At 62.7% G+C, this 17,204-nt stretch carries 20 protein-coding genes; 19 read left to right on the forward strand and 1 reads right to left on the reverse strand.

Translation table 11 applies throughout. The features are described from left to right. Positions 1-6: 6 nt before the first annotated feature. The 19 genes from cpaB to HMPREF1155_RS03875 all read left to right on the forward strand — a co-directional run bounded on the left by cpaB (position 7) and on the right by HMPREF1155_RS03875 (position 15,921). The gene (gene cpaB / locus HMPREF1155_RS03780) at positions 7-834 is read left to right on the forward strand and encodes a Flp pilus assembly protein CpaB (RefSeq protein WP_009077104.1); all 828 of its coding nucleotides are present in this window, start codon (positions 7-9) and stop codon (positions 832-834) included. Further along, positions 831-2,135, forward strand: a complete 1,305-nt coding sequence (locus HMPREF1155_RS03785) for a cobyric acid synthase CobQ (protein ID WP_009077347.1) — start codon at positions 831-833, stop codon at positions 2,133-2,135. Before cpaB ends, HMPREF1155_RS03785 begins: the two co-directional genes overlap by 4 nt. Further along, entirely contained in the window at positions 2,132-3,475 is a 1,344-nt protein-coding gene (locus tag HMPREF1155_RS03790; RefSeq protein ID WP_039993287.1) for a CpaF family protein, read from the forward strand. Before HMPREF1155_RS03785 ends, HMPREF1155_RS03790 begins: the two co-directional genes overlap by 4 nt. After that, positions 3,427-4,434: a type II secretion system F family protein gene (locus HMPREF1155_RS03795; RefSeq protein WP_009077364.1), complete on the forward strand. Its 1,008-nt coding sequence runs from the start codon at positions 3,427-3,429 to the stop codon at positions 4,432-4,434. The genes HMPREF1155_RS03790 and HMPREF1155_RS03795 overlap by 49 nt, the downstream gene beginning before the upstream one ends. Before the next feature lie 10 nt (positions 4,435-4,444). Then, on the forward strand, positions 4,445-5,083 hold the full coding sequence (locus tag HMPREF1155_RS03800; RefSeq protein ID WP_009077326.1) for a type II secretion system F family protein: 639 nt from the start codon (positions 4,445-4,447) through the stop codon (positions 5,081-5,083). Positions 5,084-5,130: 47 nt separating this feature from the next. Beyond that, positions 5,131-5,418, forward strand: coding sequence for a class III signal peptide-containing protein (locus tag HMPREF1155_RS08860; protein WP_238319091.1), 288 nt, complete (start codon positions 5,131-5,133; stop codon positions 5,416-5,418). Then, the gene (locus tag HMPREF1155_RS03810; protein WP_006362159.1) at positions 5,415-5,678 is read left to right on the forward strand and encodes a hypothetical protein; all 264 of its coding nucleotides are present in this window, start codon (positions 5,415-5,417) and stop codon (positions 5,676-5,678) included. The genes HMPREF1155_RS08860 and HMPREF1155_RS03810 overlap by 4 nt, the downstream gene beginning before the upstream one ends. Beyond that, positions 5,662-6,180 (forward strand): TadE family protein, encoded by a 519-nt coding sequence (locus HMPREF1155_RS03815; RefSeq protein WP_009077493.1) that lies wholly within the window; start codon positions 5,662-5,664, stop codon positions 6,178-6,180. The genes HMPREF1155_RS03810 and HMPREF1155_RS03815 overlap by 17 nt, the downstream gene beginning before the upstream one ends. Continuing rightward, a complete protein-coding gene (locus tag HMPREF1155_RS03820; RefSeq protein ID WP_009077227.1) occupies positions 6,177-8,072 on the forward strand; it encodes a hypothetical protein in 1,896 nt (631 codons plus the stop codon). Before HMPREF1155_RS03815 ends, HMPREF1155_RS03820 begins: the two co-directional genes overlap by 4 nt. Further along, positions 8,069-8,488, forward strand: coding sequence for a hypothetical protein (locus HMPREF1155_RS03825; protein ID WP_006362156.1), 420 nt, complete (start codon positions 8,069-8,071; stop codon positions 8,486-8,488). Before HMPREF1155_RS03820 ends, HMPREF1155_RS03825 begins: the two co-directional genes overlap by 4 nt. After that, positions 8,485-8,829: a hypothetical protein gene (locus HMPREF1155_RS03830; protein WP_039993291.1), complete on the forward strand. Its 345-nt coding sequence runs from the start codon at positions 8,485-8,487 to the stop codon at positions 8,827-8,829. The genes HMPREF1155_RS03825 and HMPREF1155_RS03830 overlap by 4 nt, the downstream gene beginning before the upstream one ends. A gap of 652 nt (positions 8,830-9,481) precedes the next feature. Further along, positions 9,482-9,757, forward strand: a complete 276-nt coding sequence (locus tag HMPREF1155_RS03840; RefSeq protein WP_006362152.1) for a FeoA family protein — start codon at positions 9,482-9,484, stop codon at positions 9,755-9,757. A gap of 86 nt (positions 9,758-9,843) precedes the next feature. Continuing rightward, positions 9,844-10,086 carry a FeoA family protein gene (locus tag HMPREF1155_RS03845; RefSeq protein WP_006362151.1) on the forward strand — a complete coding sequence of 81 codons (243 nt, stop codon included), beginning with the start codon at positions 9,844-9,846 and terminating at the stop codon, positions 10,084-10,086. Positions 10,087-10,204: 118 nt separating this feature from the next. Next, positions 10,205-12,487: a ferrous iron transporter B gene (locus HMPREF1155_RS03850; RefSeq protein ID WP_009077453.1), complete on the forward strand. Its 2,283-nt coding sequence runs from the start codon at positions 10,205-10,207 to the stop codon at positions 12,485-12,487. A 101-nt stretch (positions 12,488-12,588) separates the two neighbouring features. Then, complete coding sequence (locus HMPREF1155_RS03855; RefSeq protein ID WP_009077087.1) at positions 12,589-12,789, forward strand: hypothetical protein; 201 nt, start codon at positions 12,589-12,591, stop codon at positions 12,787-12,789. 305 nt (positions 12,790-13,094) lie between these two features. Then, the gene (locus HMPREF1155_RS03860) at positions 13,095-13,523 is read left to right on the forward strand and encodes a metal-dependent transcriptional regulator (RefSeq protein ID WP_006362147.1); all 429 of its coding nucleotides are present in this window, start codon (positions 13,095-13,097) and stop codon (positions 13,521-13,523) included. A gap of 114 nt (positions 13,524-13,637) precedes the next feature. Beyond that, positions 13,638-14,318 (forward strand): FAD-dependent thymidylate synthase, encoded by a 681-nt coding sequence (thyX, locus tag HMPREF1155_RS03865; protein WP_009077393.1) that lies wholly within the window; start codon positions 13,638-13,640, stop codon positions 14,316-14,318. A gap of 3 nt (positions 14,319-14,321) precedes the next feature. Beyond that, a complete protein-coding gene (locus HMPREF1155_RS03870; protein ID WP_009077428.1) occupies positions 14,322-15,527 on the forward strand; it encodes a DUF1385 domain-containing protein in 1,206 nt (401 codons plus the stop codon). After that, positions 15,517-15,921 (forward strand): transcriptional repressor, encoded by a 405-nt coding sequence (locus tag HMPREF1155_RS03875; RefSeq protein WP_006362144.1) that lies wholly within the window; start codon positions 15,517-15,519, stop codon positions 15,919-15,921. Before HMPREF1155_RS03870 ends, HMPREF1155_RS03875 begins: the two co-directional genes overlap by 11 nt. A gap of 44 nt (positions 15,922-15,965) precedes the next feature. Here HMPREF1155_RS03875 and HMPREF1155_RS03880 read toward each other — a convergent pair whose 3' ends face one another. After that, positions 15,966-17,159: a dicarboxylate/amino acid:cation symporter gene (locus HMPREF1155_RS03880; protein WP_009077442.1), complete on the reverse strand. Its 1,194-nt coding sequence runs from the start codon at positions 17,157-17,159 to the stop codon at positions 15,966-15,968. Between the last annotated feature and the right edge of the window lie 45 nt (positions 17,160-17,204).

The following is a 17,204-nucleotide window of genomic DNA, read 5'->3' on the forward strand; positions in this document are numbered from 1 at the left end:
GAAGCGATGAGGAAACGAAGATCCCTGGCGTTCGGCGCGGCATGCGGGGTCATATGCGCCGCATGCATGGCGGCATATGGCAACCAGCTCGAAAGCGCGGTAGCCGACGAGCGCGCGGAGATGCTCGAAAGGTTCGGAGGCGAGCAGGTGGAAGTCCGCGTCGCGACGCGCGATATCGCGGTCGGCGAGAGGCTGAGCGATGCGAATTCGACGTCGCAGCTCTGGCTTTCCGCCCTTCTTCCCGATCAAGCCGTCATAGACGCGGGCGACGTGGCGGGGCGTTCCGTCACGACGCCCATATTCGAAGGGGAGGTCGTGTGCGCCCAGCGCTTCGACGAGACCGAGGAGAAGCCTCTGCAGGTTCCCGACGGCATGTGCGCGGTGAGCGTTCCGGCCGACACCCTCGCAAGCGTCGGCGGTTCGGTGGCCCCCGGGGCGCTCGTCGACGTGTATGCCTCGTCGGGTTCGTCGACCGATCTGCTCGCCCAGTCCGTGCTCGTGCTTTCGACGAGCGCATCGGGCCAGGCGTCCGCCTCGTCTGCGGCGTCCTCGCCTCTTTCCTGGGTGACTCTCGCGGTGGCGCCCGATCGCGTCGAGGAATTCGTTGCCGCCGCCCAAAGGACCGAGCTGTACTTCACCCTGCCGGCTTCCGGCGTTCGCGGATCCAAAGAGGGCGGTGCGCAGGGCGAAGACGGCGGATCGGCCGATGCCGATGCGAAACGGGAAGAAGGCTCGCCCGGCATGTCGGCCGGGACGGCAGGTACGGAAGGAAGCGCAGGGGCGGCATCGACCGATGGCGAGACCTCGCGCGCCGATGGCAAGGAGGGGAAATGAAGCGGCTCAGGCTTCTGTGCGCCGAGGAGGAAGTTCTCGCGCATCCAGAGATGATGGGGCTCGAAGGCGAGCGTCTCGATGCGCTCGAATGGGTCTTGTGCGTGCATGGCGCCGAAGAATGCCGAAGCGCGGCGGAATCGCTTCCCGATTCGGTCGGCGTATGGATCGTGTCATGCGACGACATGGATGCCGTGAATCTTGCGGCTGCGCTCAAACGGGACGATCCCGATCGAAACGTGTCTTTGGTCTCCTTCTCTCCCGACGGATCGCTTTCGAGCCGTGCATCGCAGGCGGGTATAGACGGCGTGCTCGACGAGGGCGCGTTCAAACGGGAATTCGCCACATGGAAGGCGATGATGCGAGGGTTCGTCGCCGCAGAAAAACCGATGCGCGAAGGCGTGTGGACGGTGGGGGAGCTTGCCGAGGACGATCCGTGCGACGCGCTTGAGGAGCGTACGATGCCTTCGCTCGAAGCCTCGGTGCCGCGCATGCTTTCGCATGCGCCTGATTCCGCCGAGGCTCGCGGCAAGGCTATAGGCATTCTGTCGGCGAGCGGAGGTTCGGGCAAGAGCACCGTCGCGGCCCTGTGCGCCATCCGGGCCGTCCACCTCGGCTTGAGCGCGGCGATCGTAGATGCCGATCTGCAGTTCGGCGATATAGCGTGCGCATTCGGCGTGAAGGGCCCTCTTTCCGCGGACGAGGCTCTGAGACGTCCTGACCTGGTCACGTCTTCGGTCGAGGGCGCACCGGCCGTCGTGGGGCCTCCTGCCTCGATCGAGGATGCCGAGGCGGCGGCCATCTCCCTTCCTGCGCTCGTTCGAAAACTGAAGGCTCGGTTCGACGTCGTCGTCATCAATACCGGCTCGTTCTGGACGGACGTGCATGCAGCGATCCTGGATTGCACGGATGCGGTCGTTTTCGTCCTCGACCAGCGTTCGACGTCGTTGAAGTCGACGGTTCGGGCGGTCGAGCTGTGCGGAAGGCTCGGCGCCGCCACGAGCTCGTTCTCCTTCCTCGTCAATCGATACGAGGAGTCCGGCCTGATCACGACTATGGATGCATCGTGCGCGCTGCACGGTGCGCACGTCGGCGTCCTTCCCCGTGCGGGCCGGGAGGTCGAGGAACTGTTCAGCTCGGGATGCCTCATCGAGCTCACGAAGGAACGCAACGCCCTGTGCGACGCGCTCGCCGAGGCCGTCGATCCGTTGCTTCCCGGCATCGAGCCTCGCGGCGCCCAGGAAGGAAAGGCGAAACGGTGGAGCCCGTTCGGGTTCCTTCGCAAGAAGGAGGCGTGCGCATGAGCCTGGCGCAACGGGTCGAGGAGGCGCGTTCATGCGCGTCCGATTCGGCGGCCGAGGGCGTCGCCGTCGACTTCGCCTTGCTTCGATCCGCCGTGTCTCGATTGCTCGATGCCGACGAGCTCGCGCGCATGGTGTCCGACAATCCCATGCAGGCGCGAAACGAGATCAGGGAGGCGTGCAGGCGCGTCTTCGCGCGTCCCGATTGGAACGGCAGGTCGACGGCGCTGAACGAAAGCCTCGTCCAGGCGCTGCTCGACACCGTTTTCGGCCTCGGTGCGATCCAGCCTCTTATGGACGACGGGGATATAACCGAGGTGATGGTGAATGCAGGGAGAAAGGTGTTCGTGGAGCGACGGGGCGTTCTTGAGCCCTGTGCTGCCCAGCATCTTGACGAGAAGCAGGTCAGAGCATTGATCGATAGGATTCTGTCGCCGCTCGGCCGTCGTGTGGACGAGTCGTCTCCCATGGTAGACGCCCGTCTTCCGAACGGCCATCGCGTGAACGTGGTCATTCCGCCGATAGCGGTCGACGGTCCGTGCATGACCATCCGCAAGTTCACCGCGCGCGTCATGACGCTCGATGAGATGCGAGGTTCGGGTTCGTTCGGCCGCGAGGAGCAGACGATGCTGGAATGGGCCGTCGCCCTGCGCAAGAACATCGCGGTCTGCGGCGGGACGGGAAGCGGGAAGACCGCGATGCTCAACGCCCTTTCATGCCTCATTCCTCAGGACGAGAGGATCGTGACCATCGAGGATTCTGCCGAGCTGCGATTCCTGGAGCATCCTCACGTCGTGCGCCTGGAAGCGCGGCCGGCGAGCTCGGAGGGGTCGGGCGCCGTCACCATTCGCGACCTGGTGAGAAATGCGCTGCGCATGCGGCCCGACCGCATCGTCGTGGGGGAGTGCCGCGGATACGAAGCGCTCGACATGCTTCAGGCGATGAACACCGGACACGATGGGTCGCTGACCACCCTGCATGCGAATTCGCCTGAGGATATGACGATGCGTCTTGCGGCCATGGTCCGTTTCGGATCCGATCTTCCGGTCGACGTCATAGAGGGCATCATCGCGTCTGCGCTGGACGTGGTCGTGCAGGTGGCGCGTTGGAGAGACGGTCGCAGGTTCGTGTCTTCGATCGCGGACGTCCTTTCTGCGGACGATGGAGCAGGCTGTCGCGTCGTGCGCGCATACGAAAGGGTCTCGCCGGATGCTCCGGGCGCATGGAGGGCCGTGCCGCGATGGCTTGACGAGGCCGCGCACGTGGATGAGAACCTGGGAGGGGAGGTGGAGGCGTGGATGCGCAGGTGCTCTTGGGCGGAGCCTGCCTTGCGGCGGGCATAGCCTGCGGAATCGTTGCGTCCCGCACGTTCGCCTGGGGTTCAGGGGTGCTCGTGCGCGCACGGGCGCAGGCGGATTCCTTTCGCGGTGAAGATCGATCGGGCGTCGGCGGCACGGGCAGGGCGCTTCGTATCGTCGGATACGTGACGCGAAACGGCGTTCCGGCGTTTTCGTGGGCGCGAAGGGCGGTCCTGTCCTTCCCGCGCGCGAGACGGCGCTTCGAAGGGGTCGCGGACATCGTGTCCCGATCATGCGGAGGCGCATCGGTCGAAGGGGTCTGCGAGGCATTCCTTCTGCTCCTGTGCATGCTCGGAACCGTGTCTTTGATCGCCGCGAGGTCCGTGATCTTCACAGTTTGCCTCTGCGCCCTGGCCGTCGCGTGCACCTTCGCGGCTGCGTCTCGTCGAAGGGATGCCGAGCTGCAGCGCATGCGCGAGCTCGTTCCCGATGCCCTGCGATGCATGGAAGCCTGCTTCCATGCAGGCCTTACGGTCCCCCAGGCGTTCGCAGAGGTCGCCCGTGAAACCAAGCCTCCTTTGCGCGACGCGTTCTCCATGGTTTCTCACGACATGGAGCTGGGCAGGTCGGTCGATGAAGCGCTCGAAAGGTTTCGACGGGCGTCGAGCCTTCCCGAGCTGTCGTTCGTCGCCATGGCGCTTGACGTGCAGCATGCATGCGGCGGCGATGCGTCGCGAATCGTGCAGAGCGCGCAGGAAAGCGTGGAGAGGGGAATCGAACTCAGGCGTTCGCTCAGGGTGCAGACCGCGCAGGCGAAGCTGTCCGCCCAAGTCGTCAGCATCATGCCGATCGCCCTGCTCGTCGTTCTGTCGGGCATAGACCCCGGCTTCATGGACCCGTTTTTCGAAAGCGGCGCAGGCATCGCCCTGCTCGTGTGCGCTGCGGCTATGGAGATCGCCGGCATCGCGATCGTGTCGCGCGTGCTTGACGTCGATATAGGATAGGAGGAATCCCATGAACGTGCTTCCGATGGCAGCCGTGCTCTTCGCCGCTGCAGGAGGGGTCGTCGTCTCGACGGAGGCGATGCGCTCTCGCGCGCGAAAAGAGCTCAAGCGTTCCGTGCTGCACGCGTCGTCGCTTCCCGAGCGTCCTGCCGAAGAAGGATCGCTCTTTCGCTTCCGGCCATTCGTCCCCACGTCGGGCGGAAAGCCCGATCTCAGGATCGAGCGGCATGCATCGGAGCTGTTCGATGCCGTTTCCCTTGGCATGAGGGCAGGACTTTCCTTCGATGCGGCCTTCGCCTTGTATTGCACGAGGTTCGACGACGAGCTTGCAGGGGTGTGCCGGGATGCGCACAGGGCATGGTCGACCGGCGTGCTGACCCGCGCCGAGGCGCTTGCCTCCATAGCGTCGAAAGCCCGAAGTCCCACATTGGAGCGCTTCGCCGCGAATGTGGAAAGAAACGCCCGGTTCGGAAGCCCCATGGGGCGCATGCTCGACGCGCTCTCCCGGGAATCGTCGGGCGCGTACCGCACGAAGATCGAAGAGCGCGTCGCAAAGGCGCCGATCGAAATGCTCATCCCGACGGCGACGCTCATACTTCCCGCGATGCTCATCGTGATTCTCGGCCCCGTGCTTCTCGACCTGACATGACGTATGCGTCATGCATCATCACGAATCTCTCAGGAAAGGATCTTCCCATGCATGAGAACCAGCTCCCTCATCTCTCTCCTGCCGCCTCGCGCGATGGAGCATCCTGCGTTTCGGCGCCGTCGCCCGCTCGTGCGCGCACGCGTGCGATCCGCATCGTCCAGAGCCTCCACGCGTCGGCGAAGGTGAAGCTTGCGTGCAGGAAAGGGCAGGGCACGACGGAATACGCGATCCTCGTGGGCGTCCTGGTGGTGATCGCCATCCTTGCGATCACGGTGTTCAAGCCCAAGATCCAGGAACTTTGGGATGCAATCGCGAGCGGCATAAACGGGCTATGAAGCGGTGCGGTGCGGATGCGCGCCGGCGGCTCGCGACGGGCCTGCCGCGCAATCCGATGGGCTTTTTCAGGCGTGCACGTGTCGGAGATGCGGGCCAATCCACCGTCGAATACGCCGTGGCCCTTTCCGTCGCGACGGCGATCTTCATTGCGCTCGGGGTCTTCTGGAGATTCTCTTCAGGGGAGGGTTTGTCCCAAGGGATCGTCGAATCCCTCATGAGCAGGATTCCAGGAGGTCTTGTCTATGCTGCGATGCTCTGACCTGCGTTTTCGATGTCTTGTTGGCGGAGCCTTCGGTCAGGCGACCGTCGAAGCGGCGCTTCTCATACCGGTGCTCTGCATTGCGGCCCTCCTTGTCCTTCAACCTTCGTTCATCCTGTTCGGACGCCTCGCCATGCAGGCATCGGCAGCCGATGGGTGCAGGGTTCTCGAAACCCTCGAACCTGGCCACGAGGCGTGGGCGAAGGATTTCATAGCGTACCGGCTGTCCGGAGTGCCGGATGTCCCGGCGTTTCATGCAGGCCCGTGGGACATCGCGGTCGAAGGGGACGAGACGTCCTCCGTCGTGCATGTGAGCATCGCGCACCGCGTGAAGCTCCTGCCCTTGCTGGGCTTCGCGGCCGGTGCGGCCGGGTTCGCGGATGCGGACGGATGCTGCGAAGTGAGCGTCGAGGATTCATTGACGAAAGACGAATGGCTGGCCGAGGTCGAGTCGGGGCTTGCGCCGTCGGTCTGGGTATCGCGTTGGGAGGAGAAGGTGTGAAGCACCGGTCGAAGCAGCGGCGCGCAGGATACCGCGTAAAAGGGGCGATGGGCCTGTTTTTCAGGGAGGATGGCTACACGACGGTCGGCGCGGCGCTGGCCGTTCTTCTCACGTGCTCGCTCGTGTGCATGTCGGCTTGGGCGTACGAGGCGCAATCGCGCACATCTTCCATCCAGTCGATCGCCGACGCCGCGGCGTTGGCGGCGGAGAACGAGGTCGCCGAGTTCGATAGAGCCGTCAAGGTGGCAGATGCCACGTTGCTGAGCATGTCCCTGACGGGAATCGTCCTGCTGGGAGTCGGCACCGTCTGCTGCTGCGTTCCTGCGGCCGCTCCTCTGGGAGAACGGCTCGTGGAAGCGGGAGCGAAGGTCATAGAGAAGCGTTCCGCGGTTGCGAAACGCTTCTCGGAATCCCTGAACGCGGCCCAGGCCGCGCTGCCCGCCCTCGCCGTCGCATCCGCCGAGGCGGTCATTCTGGAAAACGCTTCGGACGATCTGCATCTGTTGGGATACGTGGAGGTCGTGCCCTGGAAAGGCGAGGCCATAGACGTGCCCGACCCTGCTTCTCTCAAAGACGCCTCCGATACGGCCGAATCGAACGCCGAGGAAGCCGAGCGGCTGGCCAAAGAGGCGGACGAAGCGTCGACGCGCGCGAACGAGGCGCTCGAGCGCGGGTTCGAGGCGGATTGCGGGGCGTACCCAGGCGCATGCATGCGCGAGAGGGCCGAAACCCTGTCGACTATCCCGCCGATCGACAATCCTTTGTATGAATCGAGTGCGACCTGGACGTTCTCCGTCGCCCTCGAACGTGCGCGCGCATATTACCGATGCCGCTACGACCAGGAACGTCCTGCTTCGGCCAGCATGGAGGAAGAGGTGCGCAGCGCGCTGCGCAAGAGGTTCTACGATTTCGCGATAGACGAGCTCGCCCGCGGGAGGGCGTACGACGACGGCGTGTCGGAGCCCGACCTCTATTTTCCGCTGCTGCCGAAGAACGCCGACGAGTTGAAGCGCACGTCGCTGTACACCGACCCGCTCTTCCCGGTGAGCGGCGGTGCCCATCGATACCTCTGCGCCTGGTCGGGATGCCCGTCTCTTGCGGAATCCGGTTCGGCGGGCATGGGATCCCTCTCTCATATCGATGCGGGAACGCTCGAGGTATGTCCGCATTGCGGCGTGAACGCGTCGTACATGGGAAGGGTCATGGCGGCTTCGTCCTCGATCGATAATGGCTTCGAATACCACTATCGCATCGTCGCGGATGCCGCAGAGGAATACGAGTCGTCCAAGAAGGCCGCAGTCGAGAAGACGAACGAGGCGAAGGATCTCGTCACGAATACGTTCGACGCGCTGGGCCAGGCTCTTGCCGACGCCGTTTCGTATCGAATCGAGGCGTTTCCTCCCGGCAGGTTCGGCGTCGTCGTCGCCGTATCGGCCGATGCGAGCGCCGAAGCGCCGGCGGCGTTCGTCACCGCGCCCGGCGATCTGGGCTCGTTTACGGCCATCTCGGCGAGCACATGCGTGGAAGATCCGTCCGAGAACGTCATGGCGTCCTTGCTCGACGGAGCGCGCGAGGAAGTCGACTCCGAGCTCGTGGCGGGAGGAGACGTGGCTTTGGGAATCTGGGGCGTGATGATCGATGCGTACGGGGGAGGCGTGGACGCGCTCGCATCCGGAATCGAATCGATCTTGAACGGCATTCCCCTCATCGGACCGAGCGGACTTGGAACCTGGGCCTCCGATGAGCTGACGAGGCGCATTCGGGATATCGGCCTCGAGCCTGCGAGCACGGGGGCTCCGAAACCGGTGGTCATCAATACGAGGCATGTGCTCGACCGGGTCGACGGTCCCTTGGCCGAAGCGATCATGCGTGTGAAGGAGGCGGCGCCATGAGATCGGAGAAGCGCATAGCGGGTCAGATGACCGTCGAGTTCGCCGTCGCGTTTCCCGTTATCGCGATGATCGCGGCAATCGCCTGCCTTAGCGTCGCCTACATGGGGTTCTGCGCATCGTTCGACGGTGCAGCGAGGAACGCTATGCGGCTTGAGGCAGACGACGGGAACGACGCCGCGGCATCGGCTGAAATCGCGGATCGCATAGCGGCTGCGACGGGCATCGATCGATCGTGCATCTCGGTCGATCGGTCGCGCACGGGGCTCGGCCACATGCGGTATACGGCCACGTTCTCGTTCGATCCTTCCTTGGTGGGGCTTCATGTTCCCACAAGCATCTTCGGGATCGAGATGCCGATGCTCACGCACGAATGCAGCCTGGTCGTAAGCCCGTACAGAAAGGGGGTGGTCGTGTGATCGGGGATGCGGTCGTTCTTTTCCGCTGGACCGCGCGCCTGCGCGGACTGATCGCGCGCGATCAGTCGTGGAATGCGATGGTCGTGCTCGTGCCGTGCGGAAGCATCCACACGTTCGGCATGCGCGCCTCGATAGACGTCGCATTCTTCGATGCGCGAGGAAGGGCTCTCGCCTCCTTTCGAGGAGTTCCGCCGAATCGGCACCTTGCGGTGCGCGGCGCCCGATTCGTATGCGAACGATTCGCGCGTGAGGAAAAGGCCTGGTTCCTGCCGGGACAGAGCGCGTTTCGCGATTTCGAGGGCCGATGCTGCGCGTGCGCGGCCGGTGACGATTCCCCGTAATCGGGGCGGGCGGGTCGCGCCCGTTTCGACCGTGCGTCTTCAAGCGCGATGGCAGCTGAGGGGAAGGCGCCTCGACAAGGCCGAGGACGTCATGCGCGCAGCGTGCGCCTTCACGTGCGATCGCAGGCGGGGAAAGGCTTCGCTCTTCGCGAGCCGTTTTTCAAGATCCCATATCGATGAAGGAGAAATGAATGAAAGAGTGTCCTATATGCGGCTCGCGTTGCTTCGACGACATGGATAGGTGCTACGGATGCCTGCATGATTTCACGAGAGACGAGGCCGGTGCCGTGGAATCGGGCGTCGATGGCTCAGGAGCAGGAAGCGGCGAAGAGGCGCATGAGCTTCGACGGAGCGCCTCTCGGCAGGTATCTCATGCGCCGAGCGATCCGGGTTCGCCGGAGGGGGATGTACGGCCGGAACGTGCCGCGCCCGCCCTATCGTCGTTGAACCTCGGTTCCGCTTCGGGAGAGCTTTCGTTCGTCGTGAGGATCTCGCTCAGCCCCATGGCTTCTTGAGCATCTCGGGACGAGCCGTATGGAATAAATATCCGTAGTTTACTTTTTAGTTAGTTGAGGATTACTATAATGCCTTAGTTTGTCGAGTTTACTTCGCACGGCATTCGTGCGAAGGATGATGAGAAGGAGGTGCAGGCATGGAAGATACCGCTCTTTCCGCAGGCGCGCATAATGCATCGACGGGCGTCAGCATGCCGAGCATGCCGCTTTCGTTTCTTCATGTGAACGAAAGCGCGACCATCGTGAGCATCCATGCGGACGAGAAGCTCCACCACCACCTTGAGAACATGGGGTTCGTGGAGGGCGCTTCCGTGACGATCGCGTCCCAGAATGCCGGCAACATCATCGTGCAGGTGAAGGGCGCCAGCATCGGCCTCGATAAGAACATGGCTCGCAAGATCATCGTGGGCTAGCGTAACTCGTATTGCACGCCGCTTCCCGCAATGGGGGCGGCGTTGCGATAGCCACTATCCAATCGAAAAAGGAAGGGGGAAGAACGATGGAGACGAAACAGGTCACGCTCAAGGAGATTCCCGTCGGCGGCAAGGCCAAGGTCCTGAAGATCACGGGATCCGGCGCCGTCAAGAAGCACATCATGGACATGGGCGTCACCAAGGGCGCGGAAGTGTTCGTGCGCAAGGTCGCTCCTATGGGCGATCCGGTCGAATACACCGTGCGCGGCTACGAGCTCTCGCTTCGCAAGGACGAGGCTCAGAACGTCGTCGTCGAGCCGCTCGCGTAGCGGCGGCGAACGACGTCGGCCGTGAAACAAGATGCCGATGGGCAAGGACCGCTTCAAGCGGTTTTTTACGGCATCGGGGTTAACGAGAGTTGACCGAATAAGGTAAGGAAGGAATGAAATGGCTATCCGCATTGCTCTTGCAGGCAATCCCAATTGCGGCAAGACCACAATGTTCAACAAGCTCACGGGCGCGAACCAATACGTTGGCAACTGGCCCGGGGTCACTGTTGAGAAGAAAGAAGGAAAGTACCTACGCGACAAGACCGTGACCATCACGGACTTGCCGGGCATTTACTCTCTCTCCCCGTACTCGCCCGAGGAGATCGTCGCGCGCGATTACCTCATCGACGAACGTCCCGACTGCGTGGTCAATCTGGTCGACGCGACCAACCTCGAGCGCAACCTGTATCTCACCACGCAGATCGTCAGCCTCGGCCTCCCCGTGGTGGTCGCGCTGAACATGGCCGACCTCCTCGAGAAGAACGGCGACAAGATCGACCTGGCGAAGCTCTCGAAGATGCTGGGGTGCCCCGTCGTCACGACGAGCGCCCTGCATAACAAGGGCCTCGACGAGCTTCTCGACGAGGCGATCAAGGCGGCGAACGCCGGCGTGGCCGCCAAACCCGCCTTCAGGTTCGACGCCGCCGTCGAAGACGCGCTCGCCGAAATCGAGAAGACCCTGACCGCCACGCCGGATTACCTTCGTCGCTGGTACGCCATCAAGCTCTTCGAGCATGAGGAGCGCGCCATCGCGACGCTCAAGCCGGGCAAGGACGTCCTCGCGAAGGCCAAGGCCGTTCGAGAAGGCCTTGAGAGCCAGTTCGACGACGACGCGGAGTCCATCGTCACGTCAGAACGCTACGACGCCATCGCGCATATCGTCGATGAGACCGTCAAGCGCTCCGGCAAGACCCTGACCGCCACGCAGAAGATCGACCGCATCGTCACGAGCCGTTGGCTCGGCCTGCCGATCTTCATCCTGGTCATGTTCATCGTCTACTACGTCTCCATCTCCACGGTCGGCACGGGTGCGACCGACTGGGTCAACGACAGCCTGTTCGGCGATGGGTTCTTCATTTCCGGAGGCGACGGCTTCGAAGAGGCGACGGCGGCCGCCAAAGAGGCGGGCGCGGAAGCTCCCGATCCGTCCGAGTTCGGAACCTGGGTCAACGGCGTCCCCACCGTGGTGACCGGCGCCCTTGAATCGGTCGACGCCGCTCCTTGGCTCCAGTCGCTGATCATCGACGGCATCGTCGCGGGCGTCGGCGCCGTTCTCGGCTTCATTCCGCAGATGCTCGTGCTCTTCCTCTTCCTGGCGTTCCTCGAAGGATGCGGCTACATGTCGCGCGTCGCGTTCGTCATGGACCGCATCTTCCGCAAGTTCGGTCTGTCGGGCAAGAGCTTCATCCCCATGCTCATCGCCTCCGGCTGCGGCGTGCCTGCCGTCATGTCCACTCAGACGATCGAGAGCGAGAAGGATCGTCATATGACGATCATGACCACGACCATGATTCCGTGCTCGGCCAAGCTGCCGATCATCGCTCTGGTCTTCGGTGCCCTTGCCGGCGCCGAGGACAGCACGGTCTGGTGGGTCGCTCCGCTGTTCTACTTCATGGGCGTCACGGCGATCATCGTCTCCGGCATCATGCTGCGCAAGACGCGCCTGTTCGCCGGCGAGGCAACGCCGTTCGTCATGGAGCTTCCCCAGTACCATGTTCCCACGGCGCGTTTCGTCCTGCAGTCTTCGTGGGATCGCATCAAGAGCTACTGCATCAAAGCCGGTACCATCATCTTCCTATCCACGATCGTCATTTGGTTCCTGCTCAATTTCGGGTTCGGCGAGGGATCGTTCGGCCTCATCGATCGGGAAACCCAGATGGATTCCAGCCTGATGGCGTACCTGGGCAAGGGTCTTGCCTGGATCTTCATCCCGCTCGGCTTCGGCGACTGGCAGGCTACCGTCACGAGCGTCACCGGACTCGTCGCCAAGGAGAACGTCGTCGCCACGATGGGCATTCTCACGAGTCTCGGATCCGAGGTCGGCGAGACCGACCCGTCGCTGTGGTCGTCCTTCGCCGCCATGTTCGGCGGATCAGCCCCCGCGATCATGGCGTTCTGCGCGTTCAACCTGCTGTGCGCGCCGTGCTTCGCTGCCATCGGCACCATTTGGCGCCAGATGGGCAATGCCAAGTGGACGTGGATCGCGCTCGGGTATATGACCGGGTTCGCGTATGTCGTCGGTCTGATCATCTACCAGCTCGGCATGCTGCTCTCGGGCCAGGGCTTCGGCATCGGCACCGTCATCGCCGTCATCGCCCTCGCAGGCATCCTCTTCCAGCTCTTCCGTCCCATGCCTCATTTCGAGGACAAGAAGGATGAAGCGGCCGTAGAGAACGCGTAGCGATTCCGTCGTTTCTATCGGGCCCTGGGCGCATGCGTTCGGGGCCCGATGTACGTTATGCGATGAGAAAACGAACGATCCTGTGAAAGGAGGATGAGGTCATGAACTTCTCGACATTCATCATCCTGCTCGTGCTCATCGGTCTCGTGACCCTGTCTATCAGGTACTATCGGAAGAAGGGCACGTGCGGGTATAAGGATCAGTGCGGCCATCAGGATTGCAACGCCGAATATACCGGGGAATGCAGCGCGGCGGAGAAGATGATGGAAGACGTCCGCCGCGACCTTGAGTCGCATTCTTGACAGGAATGCTTAACGGGACGGAGATCCCGTCGTGCGTGCAGGAGGGGCCTTCGAGTCGTTGCCGCATGACGGGTCGAAATCTTCGGCCGCATGTTCCGTTCGAAGAATGCATTCTTCCGTCCGGCATTCGCAAACGCGGAGCTTGGCGGAAGGATTTCTTGCTAGAATGCAAGCAGTATCACCATCGTGCAGTATTACCGATGCGCCTCGAGGGTTCGAACCTGAGAGCCGCCGAGCCTCCACGGGGTCTTGCAGTCGCGTATTTCGCGTGAAGCAGGCATGCGTGGACGCAGGAAGGGTCTGACATGACGAACGCTCCCACCGAAACAATGCTCGAGTCTCGCGAAGACGAGGTCCTGAGCCATTCGCTCGAAGACTACCTCGAAGCCATCGTCGATCTTGCGGGGCCGGAACGCAAGCCCATCCGCGCGGTCGACCTTGCCAACAAGCTCGACGTCTCCAAGGCGTCGGTTTCCAAGGCCCTCACGACCCTCAAGGCGAAAAGCTATGTGGAACAGCCGTACTACGGCGACGTCACGCTCACCGAAGAAGGCGAGGAATACGGCTCGTATATCTGGCGCAAGCATAACAAGCTCTATAAGTTCCTGAACGAGACGCTCGGCATCGAACCGGAGCTTGCGAACTACGAGGCATGCCAGATGGAACACACCATCAGCCGCGATTCGTTCGCGAAGTGGGAAGCGTTCTTCGAAGGGCTTGAATCGAAGAACTGACGCTTCCGTTGCGGTTTTTCCGAATTACTTATGGGCGGCATCTTTCAGGTGCCGCCTTCTTGTATCGTGGCATGCATTCCGCTCGCTTCCCAGGCACAGAAGGATGGCCGTCCCATGCACGTAGAACTGCTGTACCATACGCCCGAACCCGAGCGCGCCATCGCCACGGCCGCACGCCTGTGCTATGCGCCCGTCGGCGCCGCCGAGCTGATGGAGACCATGCCTGCAGAGCGTGTGACCAGCGTGCTTTCAACGATTCTGAAAAGCGGCCACCATTCGACGCTCGAACACGCAAGCTATACGTTCGCGGTCGAAGGCGTCTCGCGCGCCTTGACGCACCAGCTGGTGCGTCATCGCATCGCAAGCTTCAATCAGCAGTCGCAGCGCTACGTCAAGTTCAAAGAAGGCGTCCCATACGTGACGCCCGATTCCGTATCGTCCGACCCTGAGCTCTCGCGCGTCTTCGATGCGGCCGTCGATGCGGCCGTGCAGGCCTACGAGAAGCTCCTTGCCGCGGGCGTCCCTGCAGAAGATGCGCGCTACCTGCTTCCGAATGCGACGGAATCCAAGATCGTCATCACGATGAACGTTCGCTCCTTACTCAATTTCTTCTCGTTGCGCTGCTGCAATCGCGCGCAATGGGAAATTCGCGAGCTCGCATGGAAGATGCTCGAGCTCGCGCGTCCGACCGCTCCGTTCATCTTCATGGACGCGGGCCCGTCGTGCGTGCGCGAGGGCTGCCACGAGGGGAAGATGACCTGCAAGAATCCGTATCCTAAGATCGTGAGGCCGTAACCTATGCCGAAAGCCCGCACCGAAAGCGATTTGAACAGGGCCTTCGCCGAAGACGGTCCGCTGAAGACGCATGTGGGCGGGCAAGCCCTGCTGGGCGGCATCATGATGCGCGGGAAATACAACTGGTCCGTGGCCGTGCGCGAGCCCGATGGCTCCATCTATACCGAGGAACATGACCTTGCAAGCGGCCGTCGCAGGAACTCCTGGATGCATTGGCCCGTCGTGCGCGGATGCCGTGCGTTCGTCGAAAGCCTCGCGCTCAGCTACAAGGCCTCGGGCATCGCGGCGGAGCATGCCTTCGCGGAATTCGCCGAGGATGCCGGCGGGGAATCGTCCTCCTCGTCGACGCCCGCTTCCATCGCGTGCGCCGGCGCCGACGGCGCGGTTCTTGCCGATATGCCGGCATCCCCGTCGACGGCGCCTTGCGCGGATGTCTTCGACGCCTCCGGCATGTCCGATGCCGACGGCGCGCCCGCAGCCTCGAAAGAGGCTCCATCCACGAAGGCCGGAAAGCGTTCGGGCGATGGCGGCTTCGGCGGCAAAGAAGTCACTATCTCCCTGGTCATCGGCCTTATACTGGGCGTCATGCTCTTCGTCGTGCTGCCTGCGTTCCTCGCGAACGCCATCGTCGGCGAGTACGATGCGCATACGTTCGCATGGAATATCGTCGACGGCATCGTACGTGTCGCCATCTTCGTGTTCTATATCTGGCTCATCGGCCATATGAAGGACGTCCGCGACATGTTCGGCTATCACGGCGCCGAGCACAAGACCATCCACTGCTTCGAGCACGGGCTTCCGCTGACCGCCGAGAACGCGCGGTCGTTTCCGCGACTGCACGTGCGGTGCGGCACCGCGTTCCTCATCATGGTCATGATCATCGCGATCATCGTGTATACCCTCACGCCCTTGAACGCGCTCATCTCCGCCTGGGGCGTTCCCGACGGCGCTCCTAAGCTTGCGCTGGTCATCGTCGTGCGGATCCTGCTCATGCCCCTCATCGCGGGCCTAAGCTACGAGATCACGGTGAAGTGGGCGGGCAGCCATCCCGATAATCCGCTGGTCAAAGTTATCTTATGGCCCGGCATGCAGATGCAGTATCTGACGACGAACGAACCTGACGACGGTCAGATCGAATGCGCCATCGCGGCCATGCGGCTCGTGCTCGAACGCGAGGAACGGGAGGAAGGCGCGGCCCATGCGTCCTGATACCCGTCAAACCGTTCAGCGTTCGCTCGTTCTCGAGGCCGTGCGCGCATCGAACGACCATCCGACCGCCATCGATGTCTTCGAGACCGTGCGCGGGAAGCATCCGTCCATCTCCCGCGCGACCGTCTATCGCAACCTGAACGTTCTCGCCGATGCAGGGCGTATCCAGCGGATCAGCGTGCCCGATGCCGCGGATCGCTTCGACTGGCGCCTCGATGCGCACGGGCATGGAATCTGCGTGCGCTGCGGGAAGGTGGTCGACGTGGAATTGAACGACGGCATCTCGATTCCATCCCTCGTTCGCGGCGACGCGCCGATGGACATCGATTCGTTCACGGTCGTATTCTCGGGCATCTGCGACGAATGCCGAGGCCAAGAATCGAATTCGCTCTAGGATGCGGGTACCCGGCGCATGCGCTCGGCCGCACGGGTTCGCACTTAGAAGATATTTCCCGACTCGGTGACCTCGGCGATGCCCTTCTTGTCGGCATATCCGCTCAAAAACAGCGTGAGCGCGCCGTCGCCCGTCACGTTGCAGGCGGTTCCGAAGCTGTCTTGCAGCGCGAAGATGGTAAGGATCAGCGCCGTGCCGGTCGCATCGAATCCGAGCACGCCTGCAACCAAGCCCAAGGATGCCATGACCGTGCCGCCGGGAACGCCGGGCGCCCCGAGGGCGAAGATCCCGAGCAGAAGGCAGAAGAGCACCATCGTCGCGATGTTCGGGATGAATCCGTAGAGCATCTGGGAGATGGTCATGCAGAAGAACACCTCGGTCAGGACGGAGCCGCACAGGTGGATGTTCGCGAACAGGGGAATGCCGAAGCGCACCATGTCCTTGCGCAGCGGCTCGGCCTTCTCGGCGCACTGGAGCGACACGGCGAGCGTCGCGGCGGAAGACATCGTGCCGATGGCCGTCAGGTACGCGGGTCCGTACCGCCTTAGCACGTTCAGCGGGTTCTTGCCCGAATACGCGCCGGCCACACCGTAGATCAGCGCAAGCCAGAGGTAGTGCCCGACGATGACGATGAGAATGACCGCGAGGAAGACAGGCAGCTGCTTGGTGATGGTTCCTTCGTACGACAGGCACCAGAACGTCGAGGCGATGAAGACGGGCAGCAGCGGGATGACGATCTTCATCACGATGGCGAGCACGATCTTCTGGAATTCGTCGAGCAGCTTCGCCATGGTCTCGCCGCGCGTCCAGACGGTGGCCAAGCCGAGCAGGATGGCCAGCACGAGCGCGCTCATGACCGGCATGATCTGAGGAATATCGAGCTGGAAGACGACGTTTGGAAGCTCCTTGAGGCCGTCGACTGTCGTGGCGATGGAGAGATGGGGGATGATCGCGTATCCGGCGACGGTCGAGAAGAGCGCGGCGCCGATGGACGAGAGGTAGGCGATGACGACGGCGACCCCCAAGACGCGCGAAACGTTCGAGCCGAGCTTGGTGATGGACGGCGCGATGAATCCGATGATGATGAGCGGCACGCAGAACATGATGATCTGGCTCAGCACGTATTTGACGGTGACCACGACGTTCATGACGGATTCGTTCGAGACGAGTCCGAGGACGATGCCGACGACGACGGATACGAGAAGGATGAAGGGCAGGCTCGTGACTATCTTCTTCATGGCATGCTTTCCGTGACGGGCGTGCCGTCTCCCTGCGGCCCGCGG

This window comes from Slackia sp. CM382, assembly GCF_000293015.1.
Lineage (GTDB): Bacteria > Actinomycetota > Coriobacteriia > Coriobacteriales > Eggerthellaceae > Slackia > Slackia exigua.